This is a genomic window from Aromatoleum bremense, from assembly GCF_017894365.1.
Taxonomy (GTDB): Bacteria; Pseudomonadota; Gammaproteobacteria; order Burkholderiales; family Rhodocyclaceae; genus Aromatoleum; species Aromatoleum bremense.
Genome location: NZ_CP059467.1, coordinates 919,193 through 943,294, shown reverse-complemented (window position 1 = coordinate 943,294; position 24,102 = coordinate 919,193). Strand labels below are relative to the sequence as shown.

At 64.5% G+C, this 24,102-nt stretch carries 28 protein-coding genes and 2 rRNA genes; 16 read left to right on the top strand and 14 right to left on the bottom strand.

The window, feature by feature from the left end; genetic code table 11:
• Positions 1-210: 210 nt before the first annotated feature.
• The 3 genes from pbN1_RS04440 (at position 211) to pbN1_RS20735 (ending at position 3,736) form a co-directional block, all read left to right on the top strand.
• Positions 211-3,096 (top strand): 23S ribosomal RNA (locus tag pbN1_RS04440).
• Positions 3,097-3,184: 88 nt separating this feature from the next.
• Positions 3,185-3,298: ribosomal RNA gene (gene rrf / locus pbN1_RS04435) — 5S ribosomal RNA — on the top strand.
• Positions 3,299-3,562: 264 nt separating this feature from the next.
• A complete protein-coding gene (locus pbN1_RS20735; protein ID WP_244857163.1) occupies positions 3,563-3,736 on the top strand; it encodes a hypothetical protein in 174 nt (57 codons plus the stop codon).
• Between the two features lie 91 nt (positions 3,737-3,827).
• On the opposite strand, the gene pbN1_RS04425 is transcribed toward pbN1_RS20735, so the two are convergent.
• Genes pbN1_RS04425 through pbN1_RS04410 form a run of 4 tightly spaced genes read right to left on the bottom strand, consistent with a single transcriptional unit; the run spans position 3,828 to position 5,813 of the window.
• On the bottom strand, positions 3,828-4,286 hold the full coding sequence (locus pbN1_RS04425; protein ID WP_169204103.1) for a periplasmic heavy metal sensor: 459 nt from the start codon (positions 4,284-4,286) through the stop codon (positions 3,828-3,830).
• Complete coding sequence (locus tag pbN1_RS04420) at positions 4,283-4,738, bottom strand: anti-sigma factor family protein (protein ID WP_169204104.1); 456 nt, start codon at positions 4,736-4,738, stop codon at positions 4,283-4,285. The genes pbN1_RS04425 and pbN1_RS04420 overlap by 4 nt, the downstream gene beginning before the upstream one ends.
• On the bottom strand, positions 4,731-5,300 hold the full coding sequence (locus pbN1_RS04415) for an RNA polymerase sigma factor (protein WP_169204105.1): 570 nt from the start codon (positions 5,298-5,300) through the stop codon (positions 4,731-4,733). The genes pbN1_RS04420 and pbN1_RS04415 overlap by 8 nt, the downstream gene beginning before the upstream one ends.
• 21 nt (positions 5,301-5,321) lie before the next feature.
• Positions 5,322-5,813: a hypothetical protein gene (locus pbN1_RS04410; RefSeq protein ID WP_169204106.1), complete on the bottom strand. Its 492-nt coding sequence runs from the start codon at positions 5,811-5,813 to the stop codon at positions 5,322-5,324.
• Between the two features lie 702 nt (positions 5,814-6,515).
• Between pbN1_RS04410 and pbN1_RS04405 the strand changes: the two genes are divergently transcribed.
• Positions 6,516-7,124 carry a PRC-barrel domain-containing protein gene (locus tag pbN1_RS04405; protein ID WP_169204107.1) on the top strand — a complete coding sequence of 203 codons (609 nt, stop codon included), beginning with the start codon at positions 6,516-6,518 and terminating at the stop codon, positions 7,122-7,124.
• 9 nt (positions 7,125-7,133) lie between these two features.
• Here the strand turns inward: pbN1_RS04405 and pbN1_RS04400 are convergent, their stop codons facing one another.
• From pbN1_RS04400 to flgA, 4 genes are all read right to left on the bottom strand, one after another.
• A complete protein-coding gene (locus tag pbN1_RS04400) occupies positions 7,134-7,646 on the bottom strand; it encodes a retropepsin-like aspartic protease family protein (protein WP_169204108.1) in 513 nt (170 codons plus the stop codon).
• 253 nt (positions 7,647-7,899) lie between these two features.
• Positions 7,900-8,373, bottom strand: coding sequence for a flagella synthesis protein FlgN (locus pbN1_RS04395; RefSeq protein WP_169120659.1), 474 nt, complete (start codon positions 8,371-8,373; stop codon positions 7,900-7,902).
• Entirely contained in the window at positions 8,370-8,672 is a 303-nt protein-coding gene (gene flgM, locus pbN1_RS04390) for a flagellar biosynthesis anti-sigma factor FlgM (RefSeq protein ID WP_169204109.1), read from the bottom strand. Before flgM ends, pbN1_RS04395 begins: the two co-directional genes overlap by 4 nt.
• 146 nt (positions 8,673-8,818) lie before the next feature.
• On the bottom strand, positions 8,819-9,412 hold the full coding sequence (flgA, locus tag pbN1_RS04385) for a flagellar basal body P-ring formation chaperone FlgA (protein WP_342343975.1): 594 nt from the start codon (positions 9,410-9,412) through the stop codon (positions 8,819-8,821).
• A gap of 391 nt (positions 9,413-9,803) precedes the next feature.
• Between flgA and flgB the strand changes: the two genes are divergently transcribed.
• The 12 genes from flgB (at position 9,804) to pbN1_RS04325 (ending at position 20,163) form a co-directional block, all read left to right on the top strand.
• On the top strand, positions 9,804-10,208 hold the full coding sequence (gene flgB / locus pbN1_RS04380) for a flagellar basal body rod protein FlgB (RefSeq protein ID WP_169204110.1): 405 nt from the start codon (positions 9,804-9,806) through the stop codon (positions 10,206-10,208).
• 16 nt (positions 10,209-10,224) lie between these two features.
• Positions 10,225-10,629: a flagellar basal body rod protein FlgC gene (gene flgC, locus pbN1_RS04375; protein WP_169204111.1), complete on the top strand. Its 405-nt coding sequence runs from the start codon at positions 10,225-10,227 to the stop codon at positions 10,627-10,629.
• Positions 10,630-10,648: 19 nt separating this feature from the next.
• On the top strand, positions 10,649-11,326 hold the full coding sequence (locus pbN1_RS04370) for a flagellar hook assembly protein FlgD (RefSeq protein ID WP_169204112.1): 678 nt from the start codon (positions 10,649-10,651) through the stop codon (positions 11,324-11,326).
• 25 nt (positions 11,327-11,351) lie between these two features.
• Positions 11,352-12,680: a flagellar hook protein FlgE gene (flgE, locus tag pbN1_RS04365; RefSeq protein ID WP_169204113.1), complete on the top strand. Its 1,329-nt coding sequence runs from the start codon at positions 11,352-11,354 to the stop codon at positions 12,678-12,680.
• A gap of 98 nt (positions 12,681-12,778) precedes the next feature.
• A complete protein-coding gene (gene flgF / locus pbN1_RS04360) occupies positions 12,779-13,519 on the top strand; it encodes a flagellar basal-body rod protein FlgF (RefSeq protein WP_169203936.1) in 741 nt (246 codons plus the stop codon).
• A gap of 139 nt (positions 13,520-13,658) precedes the next feature.
• Entirely contained in the window at positions 13,659-14,441 is a 783-nt protein-coding gene (gene flgG, locus pbN1_RS04355; protein ID WP_169119993.1) for a flagellar basal-body rod protein FlgG, read from the top strand.
• Positions 14,438-15,130, top strand: a complete 693-nt coding sequence (locus pbN1_RS04350) for a flagellar basal body L-ring protein FlgH (RefSeq protein WP_244857161.1) — start codon at positions 14,438-14,440, stop codon at positions 15,128-15,130. Before flgG ends, pbN1_RS04350 begins: the two co-directional genes overlap by 4 nt.
• A 97-nt stretch (positions 15,131-15,227) precedes the next feature.
• A complete protein-coding gene (locus pbN1_RS04345) occupies positions 15,228-16,292 on the top strand; it encodes a flagellar basal body P-ring protein FlgI (protein WP_169203950.1) in 1,065 nt (354 codons plus the stop codon).
• A 2-nt stretch (positions 16,293-16,294) separates the two neighbouring features.
• Positions 16,295-17,287 carry a flagellar assembly peptidoglycan hydrolase FlgJ gene (flgJ, locus tag pbN1_RS04340; protein ID WP_169203937.1) on the top strand — a complete coding sequence of 331 codons (993 nt, stop codon included), beginning with the start codon at positions 16,295-16,297 and terminating at the stop codon, positions 17,285-17,287.
• 75 nt (positions 17,288-17,362) lie between these two features.
• Positions 17,363-18,784 carry a flagellar hook-associated protein FlgK gene (gene flgK, locus pbN1_RS04335; protein WP_169203938.1) on the top strand — a complete coding sequence of 474 codons (1,422 nt, stop codon included), beginning with the start codon at positions 17,363-17,365 and terminating at the stop codon, positions 18,782-18,784.
• Between the two features lie 14 nt (positions 18,785-18,798).
• Positions 18,799-19,710, top strand: a complete 912-nt coding sequence (flgL, locus tag pbN1_RS04330; protein WP_169203939.1) for a flagellar hook-associated protein FlgL — start codon at positions 18,799-18,801, stop codon at positions 19,708-19,710.
• A 6-nt stretch (positions 19,711-19,716) separates the two neighbouring features.
• Positions 19,717-20,163, top strand: coding sequence for a hypothetical protein (locus pbN1_RS04325; protein ID WP_169203940.1), 447 nt, complete (start codon positions 19,717-19,719; stop codon positions 20,161-20,163).
• Between the two features lie 13 nt (positions 20,164-20,176).
• On the opposite strand, the gene fliR is transcribed toward pbN1_RS04325, so the two are convergent.
• The 6 genes from fliR to fliM all read right to left on the bottom strand — a co-directional run bounded on the left by fliR (position 20,177) and on the right by fliM (position 24,102).
• A complete protein-coding gene (fliR, locus tag pbN1_RS04320; RefSeq protein WP_169203941.1) occupies positions 20,177-20,956 on the bottom strand; it encodes a flagellar biosynthetic protein FliR in 780 nt (259 codons plus the stop codon).
• Positions 20,957-20,983: 27 nt separating this feature from the next.
• The gene (gene fliQ / locus pbN1_RS04315) at positions 20,984-21,253 is read right to left on the bottom strand and encodes a flagellar biosynthesis protein FliQ (protein WP_053422432.1); all 270 of its coding nucleotides are present in this window, start codon (positions 21,251-21,253) and stop codon (positions 20,984-20,986) included.
• A 16-nt stretch (positions 21,254-21,269) separates the two neighbouring features.
• Positions 21,270-22,034, bottom strand: a complete 765-nt coding sequence (gene fliP / locus pbN1_RS04310) for a flagellar type III secretion system pore protein FliP (protein ID WP_169119984.1) — start codon at positions 22,032-22,034, stop codon at positions 21,270-21,272.
• Positions 22,024-22,446 carry a flagellar biosynthetic protein FliO gene (gene fliO / locus pbN1_RS04305; RefSeq protein ID WP_342343974.1) on the bottom strand — a complete coding sequence of 141 codons (423 nt, stop codon included), beginning with the start codon at positions 22,444-22,446 and terminating at the stop codon, positions 22,024-22,026. The genes fliP and fliO overlap by 11 nt, the downstream gene beginning before the upstream one ends.
• Positions 22,447-22,625: 179 nt before the next feature.
• Positions 22,626-23,102, bottom strand: coding sequence for a flagellar motor switch protein FliN (gene fliN, locus pbN1_RS04300; protein ID WP_169203942.1), 477 nt, complete (start codon positions 23,100-23,102; stop codon positions 22,626-22,628).
• Positions 23,095-24,102 carry a flagellar motor switch protein FliM gene (gene fliM / locus pbN1_RS04295; RefSeq protein WP_169203943.1) on the bottom strand — a complete coding sequence of 336 codons (1,008 nt, stop codon included), beginning with the start codon at positions 24,100-24,102 and terminating at the stop codon, positions 23,095-23,097. The genes fliN and fliM overlap by 8 nt, the downstream gene beginning before the upstream one ends.

The following is a 24,102-nucleotide window of genomic DNA, read 5'->3' as shown; positions in this document are numbered from 1 at the left end:
GCCTTGGCAGGTTTTTGAGGCTGCGTTCTTTAACAAAGTGGAAGAAGTAAAGTGTGCGACAGTTGGCCGCAAGGCGGGCTGTTGCATGGGTTGGTGTGATTGCATTTTTTTGCGGTCCTCCGCGCTTTGAACCAGCGGCGGGGGGCGGCGAGCACAAGCGTGAGTTCGTCTATGGCGGTGGTGCCCTGGTGACAGGGTCCATGGTTATAGGATCAAGCGACTAAGTGCATGTGGTGGATGCCTTGGCGATCACAGGCGATGAAGGACGTGCAAGCCTGCGAAAAGCGGGGGGGAGCTGGCAATGGAGCTTTGATCCCCCGATGTCCGAATGGGGAAACCCACTCCTTTTGGAGTATCCCAGACTGAATCCATAGGTCTGAGGAGGCGAACGCGGCGAACTGAAACATCTAAGTAGCCGCAGGAACAGAAATCAACCGAGATTCCCCAAGTAGTGGCGAGCGAACGGGGATGAGCCTGCACGACTAAACCAATTACTTAGCAAAACGGTCTGGAAAGTCCGACGATACAGGGTGATAGTCCCGTATGCGAAAAGTAGCTGGCGGGTCTGAGCGTGCGACAAGTAGGGCGGGACACGAGAAATCCTGTCTGAAGATGGGGGGACCATCCTCCAAGGCTAAATACTCGTGATCGACCGATAGTGAACCAGTACCGTGAGGGAAAGGCGAAAAGAACCCCGGGAGGGGAGTGAAATAGATCCTGAAACCGCATGCATACAAACAGTGGGAGCCTCCGTCAGGGGGTGACTGCGTACCTTTTGTATAATGGGTCAGCGACTTACGTTCAGTAGCGAGCTTAACCGAATAGGGGAGGCGTAGGGAAACCGAGTCTGACAAGGGCGATTGAGTTGCTGGGCGTAGACCCGAAACCGGATGATCTATCCATGGCCAGGATGAAGGTGCGGTAACACGCACTGGAGGTCCGAACCCACTAATGTTGAAAAATTAGGGGATGAGCTGTGGATAGGGGTGAAAGGCTAAACAAATCCGGAAATAGCTGGTTCTCCCCGAAAACTATTTAGGTAGTGCGTCGTACGGACACTTGCGGGGGTAGAGCACTGTAATCGTTGGGGGGGTCACTGCGATCTACCCCGCGATAGCAAACTCCGAATACCGCAAAGTGATATACGGCAGACAGTCCTGGGGTGCTAACGTCCTGGGACAAGAGGGAAACAACCCAGACCGCCAGCTAAGGTCCCAAATACATGGCTAAGTGGGAAACGAAGTGGGAAGGCCCAGACAGCTAGGAGGTTGGCTTAGAAGCAGCCATCCTTTAAAGAAAGCGTAATAGCTCACTAGTCGAGTCGTCCTGCGCGGAAGATGTAACGGGGCTCAAGCCATGAACCGAAGCTGCGGATCTCGCAAGAGATGGTAGGGGAGCGTTCCGTAAGCCTGCGAAGGTGTCTCGAGAGGGATGCTGGAGGTATCGGAAGTGCGAATGCTGACATGAGTAGCGATAAAGGGTGTGAAAAGCACCCTCGCCGAAAGCCCAAGGTTTCCTGCGCAACGTTCATCGGCGCAGGGTGAGTCGGCCCCTAAGGCGAGGCAGAAATGCGTAGTCGATGGGAAACGGGTCAATATTCCCGTACCGGTTCTGGATGCGATGGGGGGACGGAGAAGGTTAGGCCAGCCGGGTGTTGGACGTCCCGGTTTAAGCGTGTAGGCGTGCCCCGTAGGCAAATCCGCGGGGATTAAGCTGAGGCGTGATGACGAGGGCTCTTTGAGCCCGAAGTGGTTGATACCATGCTTCCAGGAAAAGCCTCTAAGCTTCAGTCCAGAATCGACCGTACCGCAAACCGACACAGGTGGGCAGGTAGAAAATACCAAGGCGCTTGAGAGAACTCAGGAGAAGGAACTCGGCAAATTGATACCGTAACTTCGGGAGAAGGTATGCCCCATTAGCTTGTAGGAGTACATCCGAAGGGCGAAGGGGCCGCAGAGAATCGGTGGCTGCGACTGTTTATTAAAAACACAGCACTGTGCAAACACGAAAGTGGACGTATACGGTGTGACGCCTGCCCGGTGCCGGAAGGTTAAGTGATGGGGTGCAAGCTCTTGATCGAAGCCCCGGTAAACGGCGGCCGTAACTATAACGGTCCTAAGGTAGCGAAATTCCTTGTCGGGTAAGTTCCGACCTGCACGAATGGCGTAACGATGGCCACACTGTCTCCTCCTGAGACTCAGCGAAGTTGAAATGTTTGTGAAGATGCAATCTCCCCGCGGCAAGACGGAAAGACCCCATGAACCTTTACTGTAGCTTTGCATTGGACTTTGACGGGACTTGTGTAGGATAGGTGGGAGGCTGTGAAGCGGGGACGCTAGTTCTCGTGGAGCCAACCTTGAAATACCACCCTGGTGTCGTTGAGGTTCTAACCTTGGCCCGTGAATCCGGGTCGGGGACCGTGCATGGCAGGCAGTTTGACTGGGGCGGTCTCCTCCCAAAAGGTAACGGAGGAGTACGAAGGTCGCCTAGACACGGTCGGACATCGTGTTGATAGTGCAATGGCAAAAGGCGGCTTGACTGCGAGACCGACAAGTCGAGCAGGTGCGAAAGCAGGTCATAGTGATCCGGTGGTTCTGTATGGAAGGGCCATCGCTCAACGGATAAAAGGTACTCTGGGGATAACAGGCTGATTCCGCCCAAGAGTTCACATCGACGGCGGAGTTTGGCACCTCGATGTCGGCTCATCACATCCTGGGGCTGTAGCCGGTCCCAAGGGTATGGCTGTTCGCCATTTAAAGTGGTACGTGAGCTGGGTTTAAAACGTCGTGAGACAGTTTGGTCCCTATCTGCCGTGGGCGCTGGAAGTTTGAGAGGACCTGCTCCTAGTACGAGAGGACCGGAGTGGACGCACCCCTGGTGTACCGGTTGTGACGCCAGTCGCATCGCCGGGTAGCTAAGTGCGGAAGAGATAACCGCTGAAAGCATCTAAGCGGGAAACTCGCCTCAAGATGAGACTTCCCCGGGGCCTCGAGCCCCCTGAAGGGTCGTTGAAGACCACAACGTTGATAGGTCGGGTGTGGAAGCGCAGCAATGCGTTGAGCTAACCGATACTAATTGCCCGTGAGGCTTGATCCTATAACCCTGGATCAACACCGCGACAACTCACCCAATACGCATCACACCCCCCACACACTTTGCTTCCCCGCTTTGTTACCCCTTACAGTCTGACGACCATAGCATCCTGGCACCACCCCTTCCCATCCCGAACAGGACCGTGAAACAGGACCGCGCCGATGATAGTGCCCAATCCGGGTGCGAAAGTAGGTCATCGTCAGACTACCCCATTGCCCGAAAAGCCGCCTTCCCAGCCAGGAAGGCGGCTTTTTTGATGGCAACCGCCAAAACCCCCCCTCCCGCCTCTCGGGCGTAAGCGCATCGTCATTCTGTGTTTCCCGTGGATGACGTGAGCGCTCTGCTTTCGCTCCGCGAGCCGGTGCTCCCGAGTTCGACAGTTAATCGTAAGTGATCCATGAACCGCATCCTTTCGCTGGCCTTCTGAATCGGGGACGCTTCGCTCGTTGATATTGCGGAGCGAAAGAGCATGTCGGACGTATCGGAGTATTGGTCACGCCACCTTGCGGCGATCGAGACTGAGAGAATCACGACGAAGGCGTACGCCGAGCGTGAAGGCTTGTCGGTGGCGGCGTTGTATCACTTACCCTCCAAGTGGCGCCATTGCGCCGATCATGCCCGGCGCCTTTATGCCGATCCGTGACAAGTGCTATGTCATCAGGGAAAATGCTTTCCGAGTGCGGAAGCCCTGCGGGGTGACCACGCCGGACTCGTTAACTGTAAATCGTTCACCGTTACCGGCCGTGCAGATCCTCCAGCAGTGACTGTTTGTCCGGCTGCGCGAGCAGGAGTTGCGCGAGACGGGCACGCTGCGCCTCGTCGAGGATGTCGCGCTCGGCAAGCAACTGCTCGATCATCAGGCGCTGCTGCTCGTGCTGCAGGCGGGCGATGGCGACACGCTCGGTTTCGATCGCCTTGCGATCCACGTTCCCGGCGAAAATTGCGCGGATCATTTCGGCACGATGAGCTTCGATGCGCGCGGCGGCATCGCCGAACTGGCGCAGAAAAGGTTGCTCGGTCGCGTGCCAGCGTTCGAGCTGGCGCGCGTCGAGGCCGAGGTGGACGGGCAGGGGCGGGGCTGCGCCGGCGTTTGTCGAAGCCGGGCGCAGAACGTGGACACCCGCCGCAGCCACGACGCCGAGGTTGACCAGGACCGAACACATCAAGGCGAAGCGCAGCGTGGAAGGTTTCATCTGAAGCCATTTCCGGAAGGGCACGATTTCGGGACGGGGCAAAGATTGCCGGGCGGAATCGGATCGAACACCGCCATCGTCAGCATTGGCGGGTTCTCGGGCATGTCGCCGGCAACGGACCGGATCAGCGTGCTCCCGAGGTAGAGACCCAGCGTCAGGGCCGTGGCGCCGCTCAGCGGAAACAGGAGCCAGCGCAGCCCGCGCCGTCGCGCGGTCCGGGATGGGCGGGACTGGACCGGGAGGCGGGCCTCGATCACGGCGCCGAGATCGAAGCCGAGCCGCTCTTGCGGCAGTGCCTGGAGCCGGCTGCGCAGCGTTTCCAGCTCGCGCAGCATTTCCCCGCAAGCCGCGCAATTGTCGATATGCGCGCGCAGATCCCGGAGCCGTCGCGGCGGGAGCTGGCCATCGAGGAATGCCGACAGCGCGAGCGTTCGCGGGCAATGGTCAGCCATGATCCTCTCCTGTCTTGCGCCGAAGCCGTTCCAGCAGTGCCGCGCGCGCCCGCGCGAGGCGTGACTTCACCGTGCCGGGGCGGATGCCGAGCGTCTGCGCGATATCGGTGTAGGTGAGGTCCTCGACCTCGCGCAGCAGCAGGATTTCCCGCTGCTCGGCCGGGATCCATTGCAGCGCCCGGGCAAGCTGTGCGTCGCGCTGGCGCATGGCGTAGCAGGCTTCCGGACCCATGGCGGTGTCCGCGATATCGAGTTCGTCGTCGAGCGGCGCGAACCGGACAAGCTGCCGGCGGCGCAGCATGTCGATGCTGAGGTTGCGGGCGATCTGCAGCAGCCAGGTGGAAAAATGCGCCTCCGGACGCCACTCGGGCAGCGCTTGCCACGCTTTCATGAACACCTCCTGGGTCAGGTCCATGGCTTCGTCGCGCGTCCCGGTGAGCCGCAGGATGAAGCCGAACACGCGATCCTGATGGCGTCGCACGATCTCGCCGAACGCACGCGTATCGCCGGCGCGCGCAAGGACGATGAAGGCGTTGTCCTGCTCTGCGCCCGCATCGTCCATGCCTCTGTCCGGTGTCGCGGTTCAGTGCCCGGTAGCCACTGGCGTCCACGCCGGGTGGTCGAAGTAGGTACCGTAGTTATCGAGTGCCACGACCATGTGCACCACGCCCTTGCTGCGGTCGCCGCCGGCCTTCGTGCCAGTGACTCCTTCGATACCGTCGGCCAGTTCGGCGATGATGCCGTGCAACACCGTATCGGCTTCGGGCGCAAGTCTGCAGTTCTGCACGATGTAGGCGATTTCCTTTTCGACCGTGTGGCCCAGGGACCGGTACTGGTCGGAGGTGAACGTGCCGCCGTGAACGGCCGGGAGGCTGTGTTCGACGGCGGCGCGGATTTTCAGCATGCCGTGTTGCAAGGCGGCGTCAGTATGCCATTTGCTGCCGGCATTGAGCCTGAGGACGGCTGTGCCGCTGTCGTGATCATGGCCACCGGCCGCAATGGCGGGGGTGACTCCGGCGAGGCTCGCGGTGACGAGGCAGGCTGCGAGCAAGGTCGTTGCAGTGCGTATTTTCATTTTCCGTATTCCACTCGGGTTGGTTGAAGAGCCAACTGGCCCGCCGCGGCTACATCGGCGTCCCTGCTGTCTTATTTAATGAAACGAATGGGAGCCGGGAATGTTCCATGAAAATGCTTTGATGACGTTGCCGATCCTCGCCTTCAAGCGCCATTCAAGCGCGGTCGGCAACTTGGGGCGCGTCGGGAATCTGTCGTGTCACGACGACGGTCATCACTCCATGAAGAATACAAGTTGTTGAAAAACAATGAAAATAACAGAATCGAACGAGTGTCATGCGGTCGGCAGTATGAGCGTAAGCGGCTGAAAATACTGGGCATGGCTTGTCGCCCATGAACGACAGCAGGCGTTGAGTCGTGTTCGTCGAAAGATTGCGAAAGTGCAGAGCGGCCCACCGAGAAATGCGAAAACTTTTATTATTCAGATGCTTGTACGCATTCTGCGCACTGTTGATGCTGCGTTCCTGGAAAGCGCCCAGCAGTCTTGCCGACGGCCTTCGTCCGCACGAAAAAGTCTGGAGCTGCAGCTCATTTCAATAAAATGAATGAAATCAAATGCATGAATGCATTCGTTAACGTCACGAGCATGCGTGCTCTCCTGGCGTGCTTTTTGCGCAAGATTCTGGCGGACGGACATCCCGACGCCCCTCGCACTCCGTGGAGGGGGAACCGGTCAACCAGAGCCGCAAGGCAGGAGGACGAGATGAAGATCAGCTATCGCAAGTCGTTGCTCGCCGGTGCAGTTGCCGCATTGGTCGCGACGCCAGGATGGGCTGGCACCGATGCCTCGAAGACTAACGACAGCATGCCGCGGGCCGAGGGCACCCAGACCATGAATCCCCGGATGGACACTTCGCGGGCGAATCCTGGCAGCGTGGTCTACACCATGACGCCTCGTGAACTACGCGGGAAGGATGTTATCGGACCCGGAGGCGATGAAATCGGTTCGGTGAAGGCCGTCGTGCATAGCCGCCGGGAGAAGGATATCCAGGCCGTGATTTCGGCTGGCGGCTTCCTCGGGGTCGGCGACAAGGAAATCACTATTCCCCTCGACAGGCTGCAGTTTGTCGATGGCAAGCTTCGCGTCAGCGCGAGCGAGGAGGAGTTGAAGGCGAGGCCCGAGTATCAACCCGAGCAGTTCGTGGAGTTGGAGCCTGCCGATCAGCCGATCACCGAGTTCTCGGCGTTCGAACTGGAGGAGTCGAGCCGCAAGGCCGCGCCGCGGTCGCAAGACCAGTCGCCTCGCTTGCAAGACTCTGAGCGGGGAGACTGGACGCCGGGCAGCGATACGAGCAGGGAGCCGCTTCCCTGAGGGTGCTGCTCAATGATCGAAGGCTGCGAGGTCGGCAGCCTTCGTCTGGGCGGCAGTGGTGGCGCCGCAATTGCTCAGGACGAGGCGTGGCGGATCGAAAGAGAAGATGAACGGCGCCGCCCGTTGCAGGGCATTGAGCCCGAGGATGGCGCGGGTCTTTCCCGGGAATACGGCTGCCTCGACGTTATTGATCCAGCACCCGTTCCCGATGCTCACGGCCTTGATCGCATAGACCGGCACGTCCAGTTCGCTGCCGTTCGCAAGCCGGCCGCGCAGTTGCCTGATGTATTGCGCCTGGCCTGCGCCCTGAAGCGTGGCCAGCATTTCCTCGTTGATGGTCATGTAGCCTGAACCGGTGTCGACCATGAGGTCGACAGGACCCAGCCCGCCAATATTGCCCTGCACGTAGAAAGTCGTCGCGCTGTTCGCGCGCATGGCCACAGTGGTATCGAATTGCCCGGCCCAGGCAAGGGACGAGGTGCCCGCCCAAAACGTGAGTAGCAGGCACATGAACTTCTGCATCGGATCGTCCTCGTCAAATCGGCGTCGCGTGGTGAGCGTCCAGCGGATCGGACGCAGGACGAAAGGCAATAATGAAAGCAACAGATTGAAAGAAAGTCAAACACTCAGTGTGTAACAGTGGCTCAAAGCGGGGGAGCCCACCAGCACCTGCCCGCGCCGCACTGTCGCAGCAACGGGGTGACAGGGGGACGAGCGGAATGGCTGAGGGCGAGCGAAGCCGGTGCGGCGGGGAAGGCGAGGGATCTGGCGGAGTTCAGGCGCTGCCGAGATGGCGCCCGCTGCTGCGGGGGCGTGTCATGCCCGCGGCATTGTAGAGCTGGGGTTGGCCGGCCGCCGTGAGCAGCACGGTGAGCGCTGACTGGTTGTGCTGCATCCGTTCGACGATCAGCTTGCCGTTGCTCTCGTTGCGGTGTTGTGCGTTGCGCGCGAGTTCGCGAATCTCGTCCCAGCAGGCCAGGGTGTCGGGCAGCGGCCGGCATAGTTCGCGAATCGACGCCTCGTCGTTCGGGCGCCGCAAGCGGCCGAGCAGCAAGGCGCGGTCGTTGTGCACGCGTTGCAACTGCTGGTGGCGCTGCGATTTCTCCTGTGTCAGAGCGAGCAGCGCGTCGGCCTCGCCGGCGATCAGGAGCGTTTCCTCGCGTTCGAGCAGCGCGAGAAAGGCACGCAGCAGGGCTGCCTCGGTGTCGATCAGCGTCGCCAGGCGCTGCAGTTCCGGTTGCGGAGTCACGATTCGCGCCGAGTGTCGAGTATCTGGCGCACGGAGTCGATCAGGCCTTCGGCGATGCGGTCGGCGTCCACCTTGAAGCGCCCTTCGCTGATTGCCTGGCGGATTTCGTTTACGCGGCCACGGTCGACGACCGGAGTCGAAGCCATTGCCGCTTCGGCCTTGTTCAAGCTCGATGACAGCGACGACAGCTGCACCTTCTCGTCGTCGCCGACGGGTTTAGACGCCACGGGCTGCGACCGTGGCCGGCTCTCCGCGGCAGGTACGGAGCCGGCTGGCTTCGGGGTACCTTCGATCTTCACGGCGCAACTCCCATTGAATATTCTCTAACCGTGTCAACGGTCCGCACAGCGAAAACTTTAACCCCGTGGCGCTGGGCGACCGGGGCCGATCGGGAACCCGGGCGATCGAAAGCAAGGGCTGTTCCGCTTGCTCATCGGCCCTGCACTCAAAATTGCACTTCGACGACCCCGCCGGCGCGCGCGAGGCCTGAAACGACCTGGTCATTGCCGATCCGTACCCGTACGGGTTCGCCTTCGGCTGCGGCATTGAGGGCGCGTCCTTCGTTCGATACGCTGAAGCCGTTGCCGCTGCCGACGACTTTTACCGCCTGGCCCTGCCGCACCGCGGGTGGGAGGCGCAGCATTCCGGCGCGCAACGTGCTGCCGGCGGCGACGGCGTAACGGGCGGGGTGCCCGACCGCCTGCGTCGGGTCGGTCAGCGTGCCGGGCGGTTCCGCCGCGAGATCGCCGTGCCGCCGTTCGATATCGGCCGGGCCGAGGGTCTGGCCGGCGCGAAGCGCGCGGGCGGTGGCGAGATACTCGGCCATCACCGCGACCCGCGCCGGCACATAGGCGGTCCAAGGGGCCGGTGAGTCGCAGCGCACACCGACGTTGATCTGTCCCCACGCCCGTATGCCGGCCGGCAGGAAGGCTTCGAGCGCTGCGCATGCCGGGAGACTGTTCCGCGCATCGAACGCGCTGACGGAGATTTCAACTTTTCCCGGCAGGCCGGCAGTCTGCTGCTCGAGAAATGCCGTCACTGTCCGCTCGACGGGTTCGGGAGGCTGCTGCGCGCCTGCCGGCAGGGGCAGCATTGCGGTCGTGACGGCCGCCATAGCGGCGGCAGGAAATCGGCAAAGGAGGGATCGATTTTTCAGCATGGGGCGATTGCACCACGCCTGCGTGCGCCCGGCAACCGCCGCCGCATTCCCGCTTCGCCCCCTTCGCGGGCGGCAAGTTTTTCCGCCGGCCGGCAGGCACGACGCCGAAGCCGGCAGCGAAAGCGGCGAAATTGACCGGTAATTTCCAGTCTTATCGGAGCAAGCCCATTGTGATGTGACGACTAAGATCGCTGGCATGGAAGGTGCGATGGATCAATGCCCGCACCTGCCTTCGGTAACGGCGGTTACAGCAGGACCTTGAGGTGATGCCATGAAATCCCGACTCGACAGCGCGCTGCAGTTTCATCAGACGGCGCTCAACGTGCAGGCCCGGCGCCAGCAGATGCTGGCGTCGAACATCGCGAACGCCGACACGCCGAATTACAAGGCGCGCGACCTGGATTTCGCCGCCGCGCTGAAGGGTGCGACGGGCGGGCGGAGCGGACCGCTGGCGCTCGCGGGCACTTCGGCGCGCCACCTCCCCGGCGGGCAGGGGACGCCCCTCGAGCCTCATGTCGGCTATCGCGGCGAGTTCCAGTCGAGCGTCGACGGCAACACCGTGAACATGGACGTCGAGCGCGCGGCATTTGCCGAGAACTCGGTGCAATACGAAGCGAGCGTGACTTTCATCAACAGCCTGCTGCGTGGCATGCAGACCGCGATCAACGGCCAGTGAGCGAGGTGGGTGGACCATGAGCATGTTGAACGTCTTCACGATTGCGGGCTCCGCGCTGCATGCGCAGTCCGCTCGCCTCAACGCGACCGCGTCGAACCTCGCGAACGCCGACAGCGTCGCGGGCCCCGATGGCCAGCCCTACCGCGCCAAGCAGGTGGTGTTTACCGCCACGCCGGTGGCCGGGCCGGGCGGAGTGGGGGTGCAGGTCACGGAGGTTGTCGAGAGCGCGGCGGCGGGACGCCTCACGTACGACCCCGGCAATCCCGCGGCCAACCCCGAAGGCTACGTCGAGATGTCGAACGTGAACGTCGTCGAGGAGATGACCAACATGATCTCGGCCTCGCGCGCCTATCAAACCAACGCCGAAGTCATGAACACGGCGAAGACCCTCATGCAGCGCACGCTGGCGATCGGCCAGTGAGCGGGCGACCGGAGCAATCATGACAACCGTCAATAGCGCGACCTCCTCGGCGGCCGATGCCGTGATGTCGAATCTCGCGCGCAACAGCGCCGCCCCCGAAAAATCCGAGGAGCTCAGCCAGACCCGTTTCCTGAAGCTGCTGACCACGCAGCTCAAGAACCAGGATCCGATGAACCCGCTCGACAACGCGCAGGTGACTTCGCAGCTGGCGCAGATCAGCACCGTCGATGGCATCGAGCGGCTCAACACGATGCTCGGCCAGATCATGGAAGGCCAGCAGTCCTCCGAAGCGATGCAGGCGGCGTCGCTCGTCGGCCGCGGCGTGCTGGTGCCGGGCAAGGGATTGCTGCTCACCGAAGCCGGCGCGGTCGGCGGCTTCTCGCTCGATGCGCCCGCCGACAAGGTCACGATGAGCATAAAGGATGCGAACGGCCTCGAAGTCGCGAACGTCGATCTGGGCGCGTTCGATGCCGGCACGCACAACTTCCAGTGGGATGGCGCCGCCGCCGACGGCACCCGTGCGGCGAACGGCAAATACACCGTAAGCCTCGCCGCGACGGCGGGCGACACGACTGCCGCGGCCGAATCGCTCGAGTTCGGCGCGGTGTCGAGCGTGGTGCGCGGACCGAAAAGCACCGACCTGCAGATAGGCGATCTGGGCATCTTCAAGATGTCCGAGATCCGGCAGATTCTCTGATTACCGAACTCCAAGGGACAGGATCATGGCATTCCAGCAAGGATTGAGCGGCCTCGCTTCGGCGTCGAAAGCCCTCGACGTCATCAGCAACAACGTCGCGAACTCGAATACCATCGGCTTCAAGGCCGGGCGTGCGGAGTTCGCGGATGTTTTCGCTGCTTCTTTCAATGGTACGGGGGGCAATTCGCAAGTCGGAATCGGGACGACGATTGCTGCCGTAAGCCAGAACTTCTCCCAGGGCAACGTGACCGTCACGAACAACCCGCTGGACCTGGCGATCAACGGCAACGGCTTCTTTCGCGTCAGCGCGCCGGATGGAACGGAAGCTTTCACGCGAAACGGCCAGTTCGACATCAGCAAGGACGGGTTCATCGTCAATGCTCAAGGATATCGGCTGTCCGGCTATGGCGCGGACGTCAATGGGGACATCCTGACGGGCGTCGTCAGTGACATCGTCGTGAACCCGTCGCTGGCGGGAGGGGCGCCACAACAAACCGGCGTCTCGCAGCGCCCCCTCCCTGACAACACGGCGGGGCTTAGCCTCGGGGTCAATCTCGACTCCAGACAACACTTGCCCGAGAAGCCGAAGTTTTCGGCCGCGGACCCCAAGTCATACAACAACGCCACGTCGGCGACCCTGTACGACAGCCTCGGCAACCCCAAGACGTTGACGATGTATTTCGTCCGCAACGGCACACGGGCGGATCCGGCGGCCAGCCCGCCGAAGCTCGAAGAGGTGAAGAACGACTGGACTGTCCATTATCAACTCGATGGCAAGGACATCGGGAACCCGACGTTCAACCACACGCTGTCGTTCAATACTGGCGGCGTGTTGACTACGTCATTGCCCGTGACCGGTCCCGCTTTTAAGGATCTCTTCGGCGACAACCTTGTACCCGGCCTCGAAACCCCCGCTTTGCGGATCGACTTCAGCGGTACGACCCAGTATGGCGGCGAGTTCGGGATCAATGTCCCCTCGGACCAGGACGGATTCGCACCGGGCCGGCTGACGGGCGTCTCCGTCGGCGATGACGGAGTCATTGAAGGTCGCTACAGCAATGGCCAGTCCCGCGATCTGGGGCAAGTTGTCCTGGCGAACTTCCGCAGTCCGAACGGCCTGGTGTCGCTGGGGGGCAACATGTGGGCCCAGTCGCCGGCCTCGGGGCCGTCCAGCGTCGGCGTGCCCGGCAGTGCCAACCTGGGGCTGCTCAACGCGGGCGCGGTCGAGGAAGCCAACGTCGATCTCACCGCGGAGCTTGTGCAGCTCATCGTCCAGCAGCGCAACTACCAGGCGAACGCACAATCCGTGCAGGCCCAGAACACCATCCTGCAGACCATCGTCAATCTCGGATAAATACCGCCTGAATGACTCCCCGGTGTCGTGCCGGGTGGCGGGCAGGGTGGCGGGCGGGGTGGCGGGCAGGGAGAGGGAAAGAAAAAAGGGAGCGGGCCATGGACCGTCTGATCTACACCGCGATGACCGGGGCGAAGCACACCATGGGCCAGCAGGCCGCGGTGTCGCACAACCTCGCGAACGCGACCACCACCGGCTTTCGCGCCGAGATGCACAAGCTGCGCGCAGTGCCGGTGCAGGGCGAGGGGTTGCCGACGCGCGCGTTCGTCGTCGATGCGAGCATCGCGACGAACTTCGAGACCGGACCGCTGCAGCAGACGGGGCGTGCGTTCGATGTCGCCGTCGAGGGCAAGGGCTGGCTCACGGTGCAGTTGCCCGACGGCTCCGAAGGCTATACGCGCAACGGCAGCCTCGAAGTCAGCCCGAACGGCGTGCTGCAGACGCGCAACGGACTGCCGGTGCTGGGCGACGGCGGGCCGATCACGATTCCGCCCGACAACGAAGTGCTGATCGGCAAGGACGGCACGATCTCGGCGATGCGCGGCGGCGGCGCGCAGAACGTCGTGAACAACCTCGGCCAGCTGAAGCTCGTCAATCCGCCGGAGACTTCGCTCGTGCGCGGCGACGACGGGCTGTTCCGGCTGCGCGACGGTGGGGCCGCGCCCCGTGACGAGGCCGTGCAGGTCGCCGGCGGCTACCTCGAAGGCAGCAACGTCAGCGTCGTCGACCAGATGGTGTCGATGATCGGGCTGGCGCGCCAGTTCGACATGCAGACCAAGATGCTGCAGACCGCGCAGTCGAACGACCAGGCGGCGGCGCAGGTGCTCGCGGCCCGCTAGCCGGCGGCGTCGTCCGGCGACGGAATTAACGGGCCTTTTGGGCGGGTGTTCCGGCGATTGAAGCGGCCGGCCGCCGCCTAGACTGGCCACGACACTTGCAGGCAGATCGCCTGCCTGCCCAGGAAAGGGAGCCAGCATCATGATTCGTTCATTGTGGATCGCCCGGACGGGCCTCGAGGCCCAGCAGACGCAGCTGGACGTGATCTCGAACAACCTCGCGAATGTCTCGACGAACGGCTTCAAGCGCTCGCGCGCGATCTTCGAGGATCTGCTGTACCAGACGATCCGCCAGCCCGGCGCGCAGAACACGCAGCAGAACCAGATCGGCAGCGGCCTGCAGCTGGGCACCGGCGTGCGTCCGGTCGCGACCGAGCGCATCCACACCCAGGGCAACCTGCAGCAGACCGGCAATGCGATGGACATGGGGGTGCAGGGCGCCGGTTTCTTCCAGGTGACGCTGCCCGACGGCACGTCGGGCTACACGCGCGACGGCGCGTTCCAGCTCGACGCGCAGGGACAGATGGTCACCGCCAGCGGCTATCCGCTCGAACCGGCGATCATCATCCCGAACGACGCGCAGTCGGTGACGATCGGCAAGGACGGCACGGTCAGCGTGCTGCAGGCCGGACAGGCGGCGCCTACGGTCGTCGGCAACATCCAGCTCGCGACTTTCGTCAACCCGGGCGGGCTCGCGAGCGCCGGCGAGAACCTGTTCCGTGAGACTGCATCGAGCGGCGTCGCGACGCCGAATGCGCCGGGCACGAACGGCGCCGGCGTCATCAATCAGCAGTATGTCGAAACCTCGAACGTCAACGTCGCCGAGGAGCTCGTCAGCATGATCGCGACGCAGCGCGCCTACGAACTCAATTCGCGCGCGATCCAGACTTCCGACCAGATGCTCGGCAGGCTGACGCAGCTGTGAGCGCTCGCGCGACGAAGGCGGGGCGGGCTGTCCTTCCGGCACTCGTTGCCGCGCTGCTGCCCGGCTGCGCGTCGATCTATTCCACGCCGCCGACGGCCGTGCATCAGCCGATGACCGCGCGGCCGGAAGGGCGGGCGCAGAGCGTTCCGGTAACCGGCGCGATCTTCCAGCCGGGGCAGGCGAGGCCGCTGTTCGAGGACAGGCGAGCGCGGCTCGTCGGCGACACGCTGACGATCAACCTCGTCGAACGCAACGCCGCGCAGAAGGCCGCGAACAGCAGCGCGACGCGCGACTCGGACGTCAAAGGCGGCATCACGGCGGCGTCGCGTGTGCCTTTCGCCGGGCTCGCGGGGATGAATGTCGAAGCGGGCGTCGAGTCCGAGTTCTCCGGCGAAGGCGCGTCGAAGGCGAACAACCAGTTCAACGGCACGATCACCGTCACCGTCATCGAGGTGTATCCGAACGGCAACCTGCTGGTGTCGGGCGAAAAACAGGTCGCGATCAACCAGGGGAACGAGTTCATCCGCTTTTCCGGCGTCGTCAACCCGACCACGGTGACTGCCGCCAACACCGTGCAGTCGACGCAGGTCGCCGATGCGCGGATCGAATACAAGGGCAGCGGCTATATCGACGAGGCGAACACGATGGGGTGGATGCAGCGCTTCTTCAACATCGTGCTGCCGTTCTGACTGGCCGCTGCTGATCGGGGAGTGAATGATGTTTCGCAATGACGCGCAGAAGACTCCGGGCAAGCTCTTTCGCGCCGCTGCCTGCGCGCTCGGGCTGATGCTCGGCTGCGGCGGGGCGGGCGCGGAGCGGCTGAAGGATCTCGCGTCGGTCGCCGGCGTGCGCGACAACCAGCTCGTCGGCTACGGCCTCGTCGTCGGCCTCGACGGCAGCGGCGACCAGACGACGCAGACGCCTTTCACGGTGCAGAGCATCATCAACATGCTCGGCAACATGGGCGTCACGCTGCCGCCCGGCACGAACCTGCAGCTCAAGAACGTCGCCGCGGTGATGGTGACCGCGAGCCTGCCGCCGTTCGCGCGTCCGGGCCAGCAACTCGACATCACGGTTTCGTCGGTCGGCAACGCGAAGAGCCTGCGTGGCGGCACGCTGGTGATGACGCCCTTGAAAGGGGCCGATGGCCAGGTCTATGCGATGGCGCAGGGCAACATGCTGGTCGGCGGCGCCGGCGCGTCGGCGGCCGGCTCGTCGCAGACGATCAACCACCTGTCGGCGGGCCGCGTGCCGGGCGGCGCCACCGTCGAACGCGCGGTGCCGACGATGCTCGGACAGGGCGAATTCGTGCTGTTCGAACTCAACGACAACGACTTCGGCACCGCGCGGCGCGTCGTCGATGCGATCAACCTCGCAACCTCCGCCGGCACCGCGCAGGCGCTCGACGGGCGCAGCATCCAGGTGCGCGCGCCGCTTGATGTCTCGGATCGCGTCGGCTTCCTCGGCAAGCTCGAGAACCTCGATGTCACCCCGGTGCAGCAGGCGGCGAAGGTCATCGTCAATTCGCGCACCGGCTCGGTCGTCATGAACCAGGGCGTGACGCTGCAGAACGTCGCGGTGGCCCATGGCAACCTCACGGTGACGGTCGGCGTGGATACCGCGGTCAGCCAGCCGCAGCCGTTCTCGCGCGGCGAAACCGTCATCACGCAGCGCGGCTCGGTCGACATCCAGCAGGATCAGGGCAGCCTGCACAACGTGCGCGCCAGCGCGAACCTCGCCGACGTCGTCAAGGCGCTCAATGCGCTCGGCGCGACGCCGATGGACCTCGTCAGCATCCTGCAGGCGATGAAGGCGGCGGGATCGCTGCGCGCCGAACTCGAGGTGATCTGAGGATGACCGTCCCCGCGCAGATCAACGCCATCGACCCGAACGCGCTCGCCGACCTGAAGCGCCTGTCGCGCGACGGCGACTCGCCGGCGGCGCTGCGCGCGACGGCGAAGCAGTTCGAGGCGCTGTTCCTGCAGATGGTGTTGAAGTCGATGCGCGACGCGGTGCCGTCCGAAGGGATGCTCGACAGCGACCAGACGCGGCTTTTCCAGGCGATGCAGGACCAGCAGACGGCGATGAACATGGCCCAGGGCCGCGGCACGGGGCTTGCCGACGTGATCTTTCGCCAGCTGGGCGGTGAAGCGCTGGAAAAACCGGCAGCGACGCACGACGCTGCCGCCGCGGGCGCGCCGCCCGTGCCGCCGCGCACGGCAATCTTTGCCGCACGCGCCCACTCGCCGGCAAACGCCGCCGCGCCTGGCGTCGCCGACGCCGGCCCGCCCTCAGCAGGCGACGTGCCCGCCGAGTTGCCCACCCCACCCAGGGCGGCGCAGGCTCTTGCCGCACCCGGTGCGCGCAACGTGCCGAACGGCGCCCGCGAGTTCGTCGACCGCGTGTGGCCGCACGCCGGCAGCGCGAGCCGCACCACCGGCATCCCGGCGCATTTCATGGTCGCGCAGGCGGCGCTCGAAACCGGCTGGGGGCGGGGCGAACTGCTCCGTGCCGACGGCACGCCGAGCTTCAACCTGTTCAACATCAAGGCCGGACCGGACTGGCAGGGTGCGGTCGTCGAAGTGCCGGTCACCGAGTATGCAAACGGCCGGGCGTACACCGAAAACGCGCGCTTTCGCGCCTACGGCTCCTACGCCGACGCCTTCCGCGACTACGCCAACCTGCTGCGCAACAGTCCGCGCTACGCCGAAGTGCTGGGCCAGACCGACGCCGCCAGGTTCGCCCGCAGCCTGCAGCACGCCGGCTACGCGACCGACCCGATGTATGCCGACAAGCTGACGCGGATCATCGGCGGCAACACGCTGCGCACAGCGCTCGCCGGCTGAATCCCGGCGGCCGCGCAGTCTGGCAAAAGTCTTGCTTAGAGATGCATCGAGCGCAGCAGGAAAAAGGAAACGAGCATGGCCGGACTCCTCAGCATTGGCCTGACAGGCATCAACAGTTCGCAAGCGAACCTGTTGACGACCAGTCACAACATCACTAACGCCAACACGCCCGGGTACCACCGGCAGACGGCGATCATCACGACGAACGATCCCCAGTTCAGCGGCGCGGGTTTCTTCGGTCAGGGCTCGAGGGTCGACGCCGTGCGTCGCCAGTACGACCAGTTCCTCGGCCAGCAGGTGCTCAGTGCGTCGGCGCGCAAGGAAGAGCTTTCCGCATATGACGCGCAACTCGGGCAGCTCGACAACCTGCTCGCCGATCCGTCGGCGGGCCTCGCGCCGGCGCTGTCCGATTTCTTCAAGGGCGTGCAGGACGTCGCCACCAACCCGGCGAGCATCCCGGGGCGCCAGGCGCTGATTTCCAAGGCCGAATCGCTCGCATCGCGCTTCAACGGCCTCGATGCCCGCCTCGACGAGATCAGCAGCCTCACCGAAGGTCAGATCGCCAGCGCGGTCGAGTCGATCGACACGTACGCGCGCCAGATCGCCGAAATGAACCAGCAGATCGGCACGGTGCAGGTCGCCGGGCCCTCCGTCCAGGCCAACGATCTGCTCGACCAGCGCGACACTCTCGTCGCCGAGCTCAACAAGCTCGTGAAGGTCAGCACGGTGACCGAGCGGGACGGCTCGCTCAGCGTGTTCGTCGGCAGCGGCCAGGCGCTCGTTGTCGGCGCCACCGCTTCGGAGCTCGCCGTCAAGCCCGATCCGTCCGACCCGCTGCACGGCACGATCGAGCTCAGGACGGCCGGCGGCGGCGCGGTGCCGCTGCCGGATTCGCTGTTTACCGGCGGGCAACTCGGCGGACTGCTGAAGTTCCGCAGCGAGGTGCTGGACACTACGCGCGGCCAACTCGACCAGATCGCTTTCGATTTCGCGACGCGCTTCAACGAGCAGCACCGCAGCGGCCTCGCGCTGAACGGCCAGTTGGGGGGGGACTTTTTCTCGATCGGCACGACGGCGGCCGGGGCCGCCGCCGGGATCCGGATCGCGGTGTCCGATCCGCAGGCCGTTGCCGCTGCCGCCGACGCTTCAGACCCCGGGCCCGTCGGCCCTTCGGACAACCGGAATGCGCTGGCACTGGCGGCGCTGCAGACAGACAAGTCGGTTGTAGCGGTCGGGTCCGGTAAGGCGGCCATCGGTTCGGCGTATTCACAATTGGTCAGCTCGGTCGGCAACAAGGCGCGCGAAGTCCAGATCGGCTTGAAGGCCCAAGAAGCGCAGCTCGATCAGGCGACTGCCGCGCAGGAAGCGCTTTCCGGCGTCAATCTCGACGAAGAGGCGGCCAATCTGATCCGTTACCAGCAGTCCTACCAGGCGGCGGCGCGCGTGATGTCGGTCGCGGGCACGCTGTTCGACGAAATCCTCTCGATCGCGCGCTGAGCCGGGGTGACACCATGAGAATCTCCACCAGCATGATCTTCGACTCCGGCCGCGACGCGATGCTGCGACAAAGCGCGGATTTGCTGCATACCCAGCAGCAGCTCTCGACCGGCAAGCGCGTGCTGGCGCCGTCGGACGATCCGATCGCGGCGGCGCGCGCGCTCGAAGTTTCACAGACCCGAAGCATCAACGAGCAGTTCCAGACGAACCAGGGCTATGCGAACGACGCCCTCGCGTCGCTTGAAAGCAGCCTCGGCAGCATCGGCGACATCCTCACCTACATCCGCACGCGGGCGATCCAGGCCGGCAACGCGGCGCTGTCGCCGACCGAGCACGAGGCGATCGCGGTCGATATCGAGGCGCAGTTCAACGCGCTGGTCGGTATCGCGAACAGCAAGGACGGCACCGGCGAATACCGCTTTGCCGGTTACCAGTCGGGGCAGGCGCCGTTTTCCGGCGACCTCGACGGGATCGCCTACACCGGCGATGCCGGGGTGCGCGGCATACAGGTCGCCGAGTCGCGGACGATGCCGGTCGGGGTGCCGGGCAGCGATGTGTTCATGGTCGACGAGAATGGCGAATCCCGAATGTTCGCTTCGATCTCCGGGTTCATCGACGGGTTGCGCAATCCGCCGGCGGAGGGTGTTGCCGCGGTTGTCGAGAGCGCGATCGGCGGCATGGATGCCGCGCTCGACAAGGTGAACACGATCCGCTCGTCGGTCGGCTCGCGGATGGTCGAACTCGACGCGCTCGCGGACATGTCGGCGACGCAGGATGTGCAATATGCCGAGACGCTGTCGCGGCTGCAGGACCTCGACTATGCGGAGGCGATCTCGCGTTTCTCGAAGCAGCAGGCGATCCTCGAGGCTGCGCAGCAGTCGTATGTCCGCACGACCGGTTTGTCGCTGTTCGATCTGCTGCGCTGAGCGACAGTGACGGTCCGCCGTGTTGCGCTGTGCCTGATTTTCCCGCTCGCCGGCGGCTGCCTCGCGTTGCCGCTGCCGCGTTATGCCGGCGCGGGCGCAGCGGGGGAAAGCGCCGCGGCGCCGCGCCTGAACGACGCCGATTACCCCACGCCGCCTCCGGTCGCGTATCTGCCCCACGACCCGCAGTCGCCCGCGTGGGACCTGGGCATCGTGCGGCTCGACGCCGAGCGCGTGCGCTTCGACCTGCGCATGAAGTCGCTCGTCACCGGCGGCGAAGGCGAAGCGCGGCAGGTGTTCGCTCGCGCTGCGCAGCGGTTCGCGGACGCCGGAGGGTTTGCCGGGTTCGAGGTGGTGCGCTTCGAGGAGAGCGTCGAATCGAGCTGGCCGTTCGCCCAGCGCATCGCGGTCGGCGAAGTGCGTCTCGTGCGCTCGCACATCTGGCCGGGGATGTAGCGGCGCCGGCCGTTCAGCCGAACGCGCGGAACAATTCATCGATCGCCCCGAAGCCGCGTTCGAAAAGGCTCTGCAGCACCGGCGCGAGCGTGTCGAGGCTCAGCAGCAGCACCAGGAATCCGACCGACAGCGTGACCGGGAAGCCGACGGCGAACAGGTTGAGCTGCGGTGCGGCGCGCGTCAGCACGCCGAGCGCGGTGTTCGTGATCAACAGCGCCGCGACCATCGGCAGCGCCATCATCAGGCCGGACGCGAACATCACCGCGGCGTAGCGCACGATCAGCAGCCAGCCCTCCGCACCCGGCACCGCCCCGACCGGCAGCCACTCGAAGCTCGCGACGAGCCCCTGGACCAGCATCAGGTGGCCGTCGAGCGCGACGAACACCAGCAGCGCGACCAGGCCGAGGAATTCGGCGATCACCGAGGTCTGCCCGCCGGTCTGTGGGCTGAAGAACACGGCGAACGACAGGCCCATCTGCAGGCCGATCATCTCGCCGGCGACGTCGACCGCCGCGAACACCAGCCGCATCACGAAACCCATCGCGATGCCGATGAACGCCTGCTGCGCGAATATCGCCAGCTGCTCCATGGAGCCTCCCGGCACGGGGGGCATCGGCGGCAGCGCCGGCAGCACAGCCATCGCGATCGCCAGGCCGACGGCCAGGCGGACCCGCACCGGCACCATGCGGTTGCCGAACAGCGGCGCCGCCGACACCAGCCCGAGCAGGCGCGCGAGCGGGAACATCAGCGCCGCGATCCACGCATCGAGCTGGGCGGAAGTCAGGCTGATCATCGTCGCCGCGAGTGTTGCGCGATGGGTTCAGCCGATCAGCGTCGGGATCGATTCGAACAGGCGGCGGGTGAAATCGGTGATCAGCGCGATCATCCAGTGCCCGGCCACGACCATCGTCGCAAACACGGCGACGAGCTTCGGTACGAAGGTCAGCGTCATTTCGTTGATCTGCGTCGCAGCCTGGAAGACGCTGACGATGAGGCCGGTGACCAGCGCGGCGAGAAACAGCGGCGCCGCCATCAGCAGCGTGATTTCGACGGCCTGGCGGCCGATATCGACGACGATGCCCGGGGTCATGGCTTGCCTTTGGGGGTTAGGGAGCGAAACTCTGGACCAGCGAGCCGATCAGCAGCGTCCAGCCGTCGACCAGCACGAACAGCATGATCTTGAACGGCAGCGACACGATCACCGGCGACATCATCATCATGCCCATCGACATCAGCACCGAGGCGACGACCATGTCGATGATCAGGAACGGAATGAAGACGACGAAGCCGATCTGGAACGCGGTCTTGAGTTCCGACGTGACGAAGGCCGGCACGACGACGCGCATCGGCAGGTCCTCGGCCTTTTCGACCGGCGGGGTCTTCGACAGCCGGGCGAACAGCGCGAGGTCGGGCTCGCGCACCTGTTTCAGCATGAACGCCTTGACCGGCACCGTGCCGCGCTCCAGTGCCTGGTCGAAGCCGATCGTGCCCTGCGACATCGGCAGGTAGGCGTCGGCATAGACGCGCTCGACGACCGGCGACATGACGAAGAAAGTCAGGAACAGCGCGAGGCCGAGCAGCACCTGGTTCGGCGGCGAGGTCTGCGTTCCCATCGCGGTGCGCAGCAGCGCAAACACGATGATGATGCGCGTGAAGCTCGTCATCATCAGCACGACCGCGGGCAGGAAGCTCAGTGAAGTCAGCAGCAGCAGCGTCTGCACGCTCAGGCTGTAGGTCGTGCCGCCGCCCGGGGCGGGCGTGCCGGTGATCGCGGGCAGGCCCTGCGCCGCGGCGGACAGCGGCGCGAGCAGCAGCAGCGCGGCGAGGGCACGGGAGAGGGCGCGGGCGAACATCGGGCGCTCAGCGCGCATCGTTGCGGCGCTCCATCGCCCGCCGGAGCCAGCCCGGAAAGTCGCCGGCGGCCTGCGCCGGCGGCTCGGCAAGCGCTGCGTCGGCGAGGTCGGCGGCCGCGACGGTATGCAGCGTGCGAACGTTCGACGCCGTCACGCCGAGCACCAGCACCTGCCCCGCGATCTCGACCAGGACGACGCGTTCGCGCGGTCCCACCGCAACCGCGCCGAGCACCTTCAGGCCGGCCGCGGCACCCCGCGGTGCCGACAGGCGCTTGAGCAGCCACAGGCTGGCGAGCAGCAGCCCGATGACGATCGCCAGCCCGAAGAGGGTCTGTCCGAGGCTGCCGGCAAAGTCGGGGCTCGCGTCGGCGGCGCGCAGCGCAGGGGCGGCGGTCGACAGGAAAAGGGGAAGGATGCTGCGTGCGTTCACGACCTGCTCGACGGCTGTGCGGATGGATGAACTTTAAGCGCCGCCGCGTCGCCGCCAGCCTGCGATAAGACGGGCAAAAAGGTGATTATTCGGCGCTTCGCCTGCGCCCGTGGCTGAGGCGCCGCCGGGCGAAACGGCCGGGCGCAGGGTCGTGATGCGAGTGCGTTTTGCCGCTGCCGTCAGCCGCGGATTTTCCGCATCCGTTCGGCCGGCGTGATGATGTCCGTCAGGCGGATGCCGAACTTGTCGTTGACGACGACGACTTCGCCCTGGGCGATCAGCGTGCCGTTGACCAGCACGTCCATCGGTTCCCCGGCGAGGCCGTCGAGCTCGACGACCGACCCGTGCGCGAGCTGCAGCAGGTTGCGGATCGAGATCTTCGTGCGCCCGAGTTCGACGGTCAGCTGGACCGGAATGTCGAGGATCATGTCGAAATCGTTGAGCGCGCCGGAGCGCGGGCCGGGTGCGCCGAAATCGGGGAACAGGTGGCTGGCCGGCTTTGCCTGGTAGGGCGAGTCAGCCGCCGCTGCGGCCGCGAGGTCGGCGGCCACGCGCCGCGCTTCGGCGTCCGCGCCGTTTTCCGTCGCGGACTGCTCCATCATCGCCGCGGCCCAGTCGTCCTCGGTAATTTGGCCATCGTTGTCGTTCTCAGCCATGGTGGCCTCCGGGTGGTGGGTTGTCGGCATTGTCGCTGGCGAGGAAGCGTTCGACCTTCACGGCGTACTTGGCGCCCTGCCGGCCGTAGCTCAGTGCGAGGATCGGCGTGCCGTCGACCTCGCCGTGCACGTGTTCCGGGATCTCGATCGGGATCACGTCGCCGACGCGCATGTTGACGATGTCGCGCAGCGAGATTCGCGCGTTGCCGAGGTTGCAGACGAGTTCGACGTCGGCCGCCTGCAGCTGCCGTGTCAGCAGTTTGATCCAGCGGTTGTCCTGGGTCAGGTGGTCGCTCTGCATCGTCGAGTACAGCAGGTCGCGAATCGGTTCGACCATCGAGTACGGGAAGCACACGTGCATGTCCGCCTGCGAGCCGCCGAACTCCAGCGAGAAGCTCGCCGAGATGACGATCTCGGACGGCGTCGCGATGTTCGCGAACTGGGAGTTCATCTCCGAGCGCACGTATTCCATCTCGAGCTTGAACACCGGTGCCCACGCGCGCGAGTATTCGGCGAACACGACGCCGAGCATGCCCTGGATGATGCGCTGCTCGGTCGGCGTGAAATCGCGCCCTTCGACGCGCGAATGGAAGCGGCCGTCGCCGCCGAACATGTTGTCGACGACGAGGAACACCAGGTTCGGGTCGAACACCACAAGTCCGGTGCCGCGCAGCGGTTTCGCCAGCACCAGGTTGAGGTTCGTCGGCACGACGAGGTTGCGGACGAATTCGCCGTATTTCTGCACCTTCACCGGCCCGACCGAGACTTCGGCGTTGCGGTGCATGTAGTTGAACAACCCGATGCGCAGGTAGCGGGCGAAGCGCTCGTGGATCAGCTCCATCGTCGGCATGCGCCCGCGGACGATGCGTTCCTGCGTCGCGAGGTTGTACGGTCGCACGCCTCCCGGCTCGACGGTATCCTCTTCGAGTTCCTCCGGTTCCCCGGCGACGCCTTTCAGCAGGGCGTCGACTTCATCCTGGGACAGAAAATCGGAAGACAT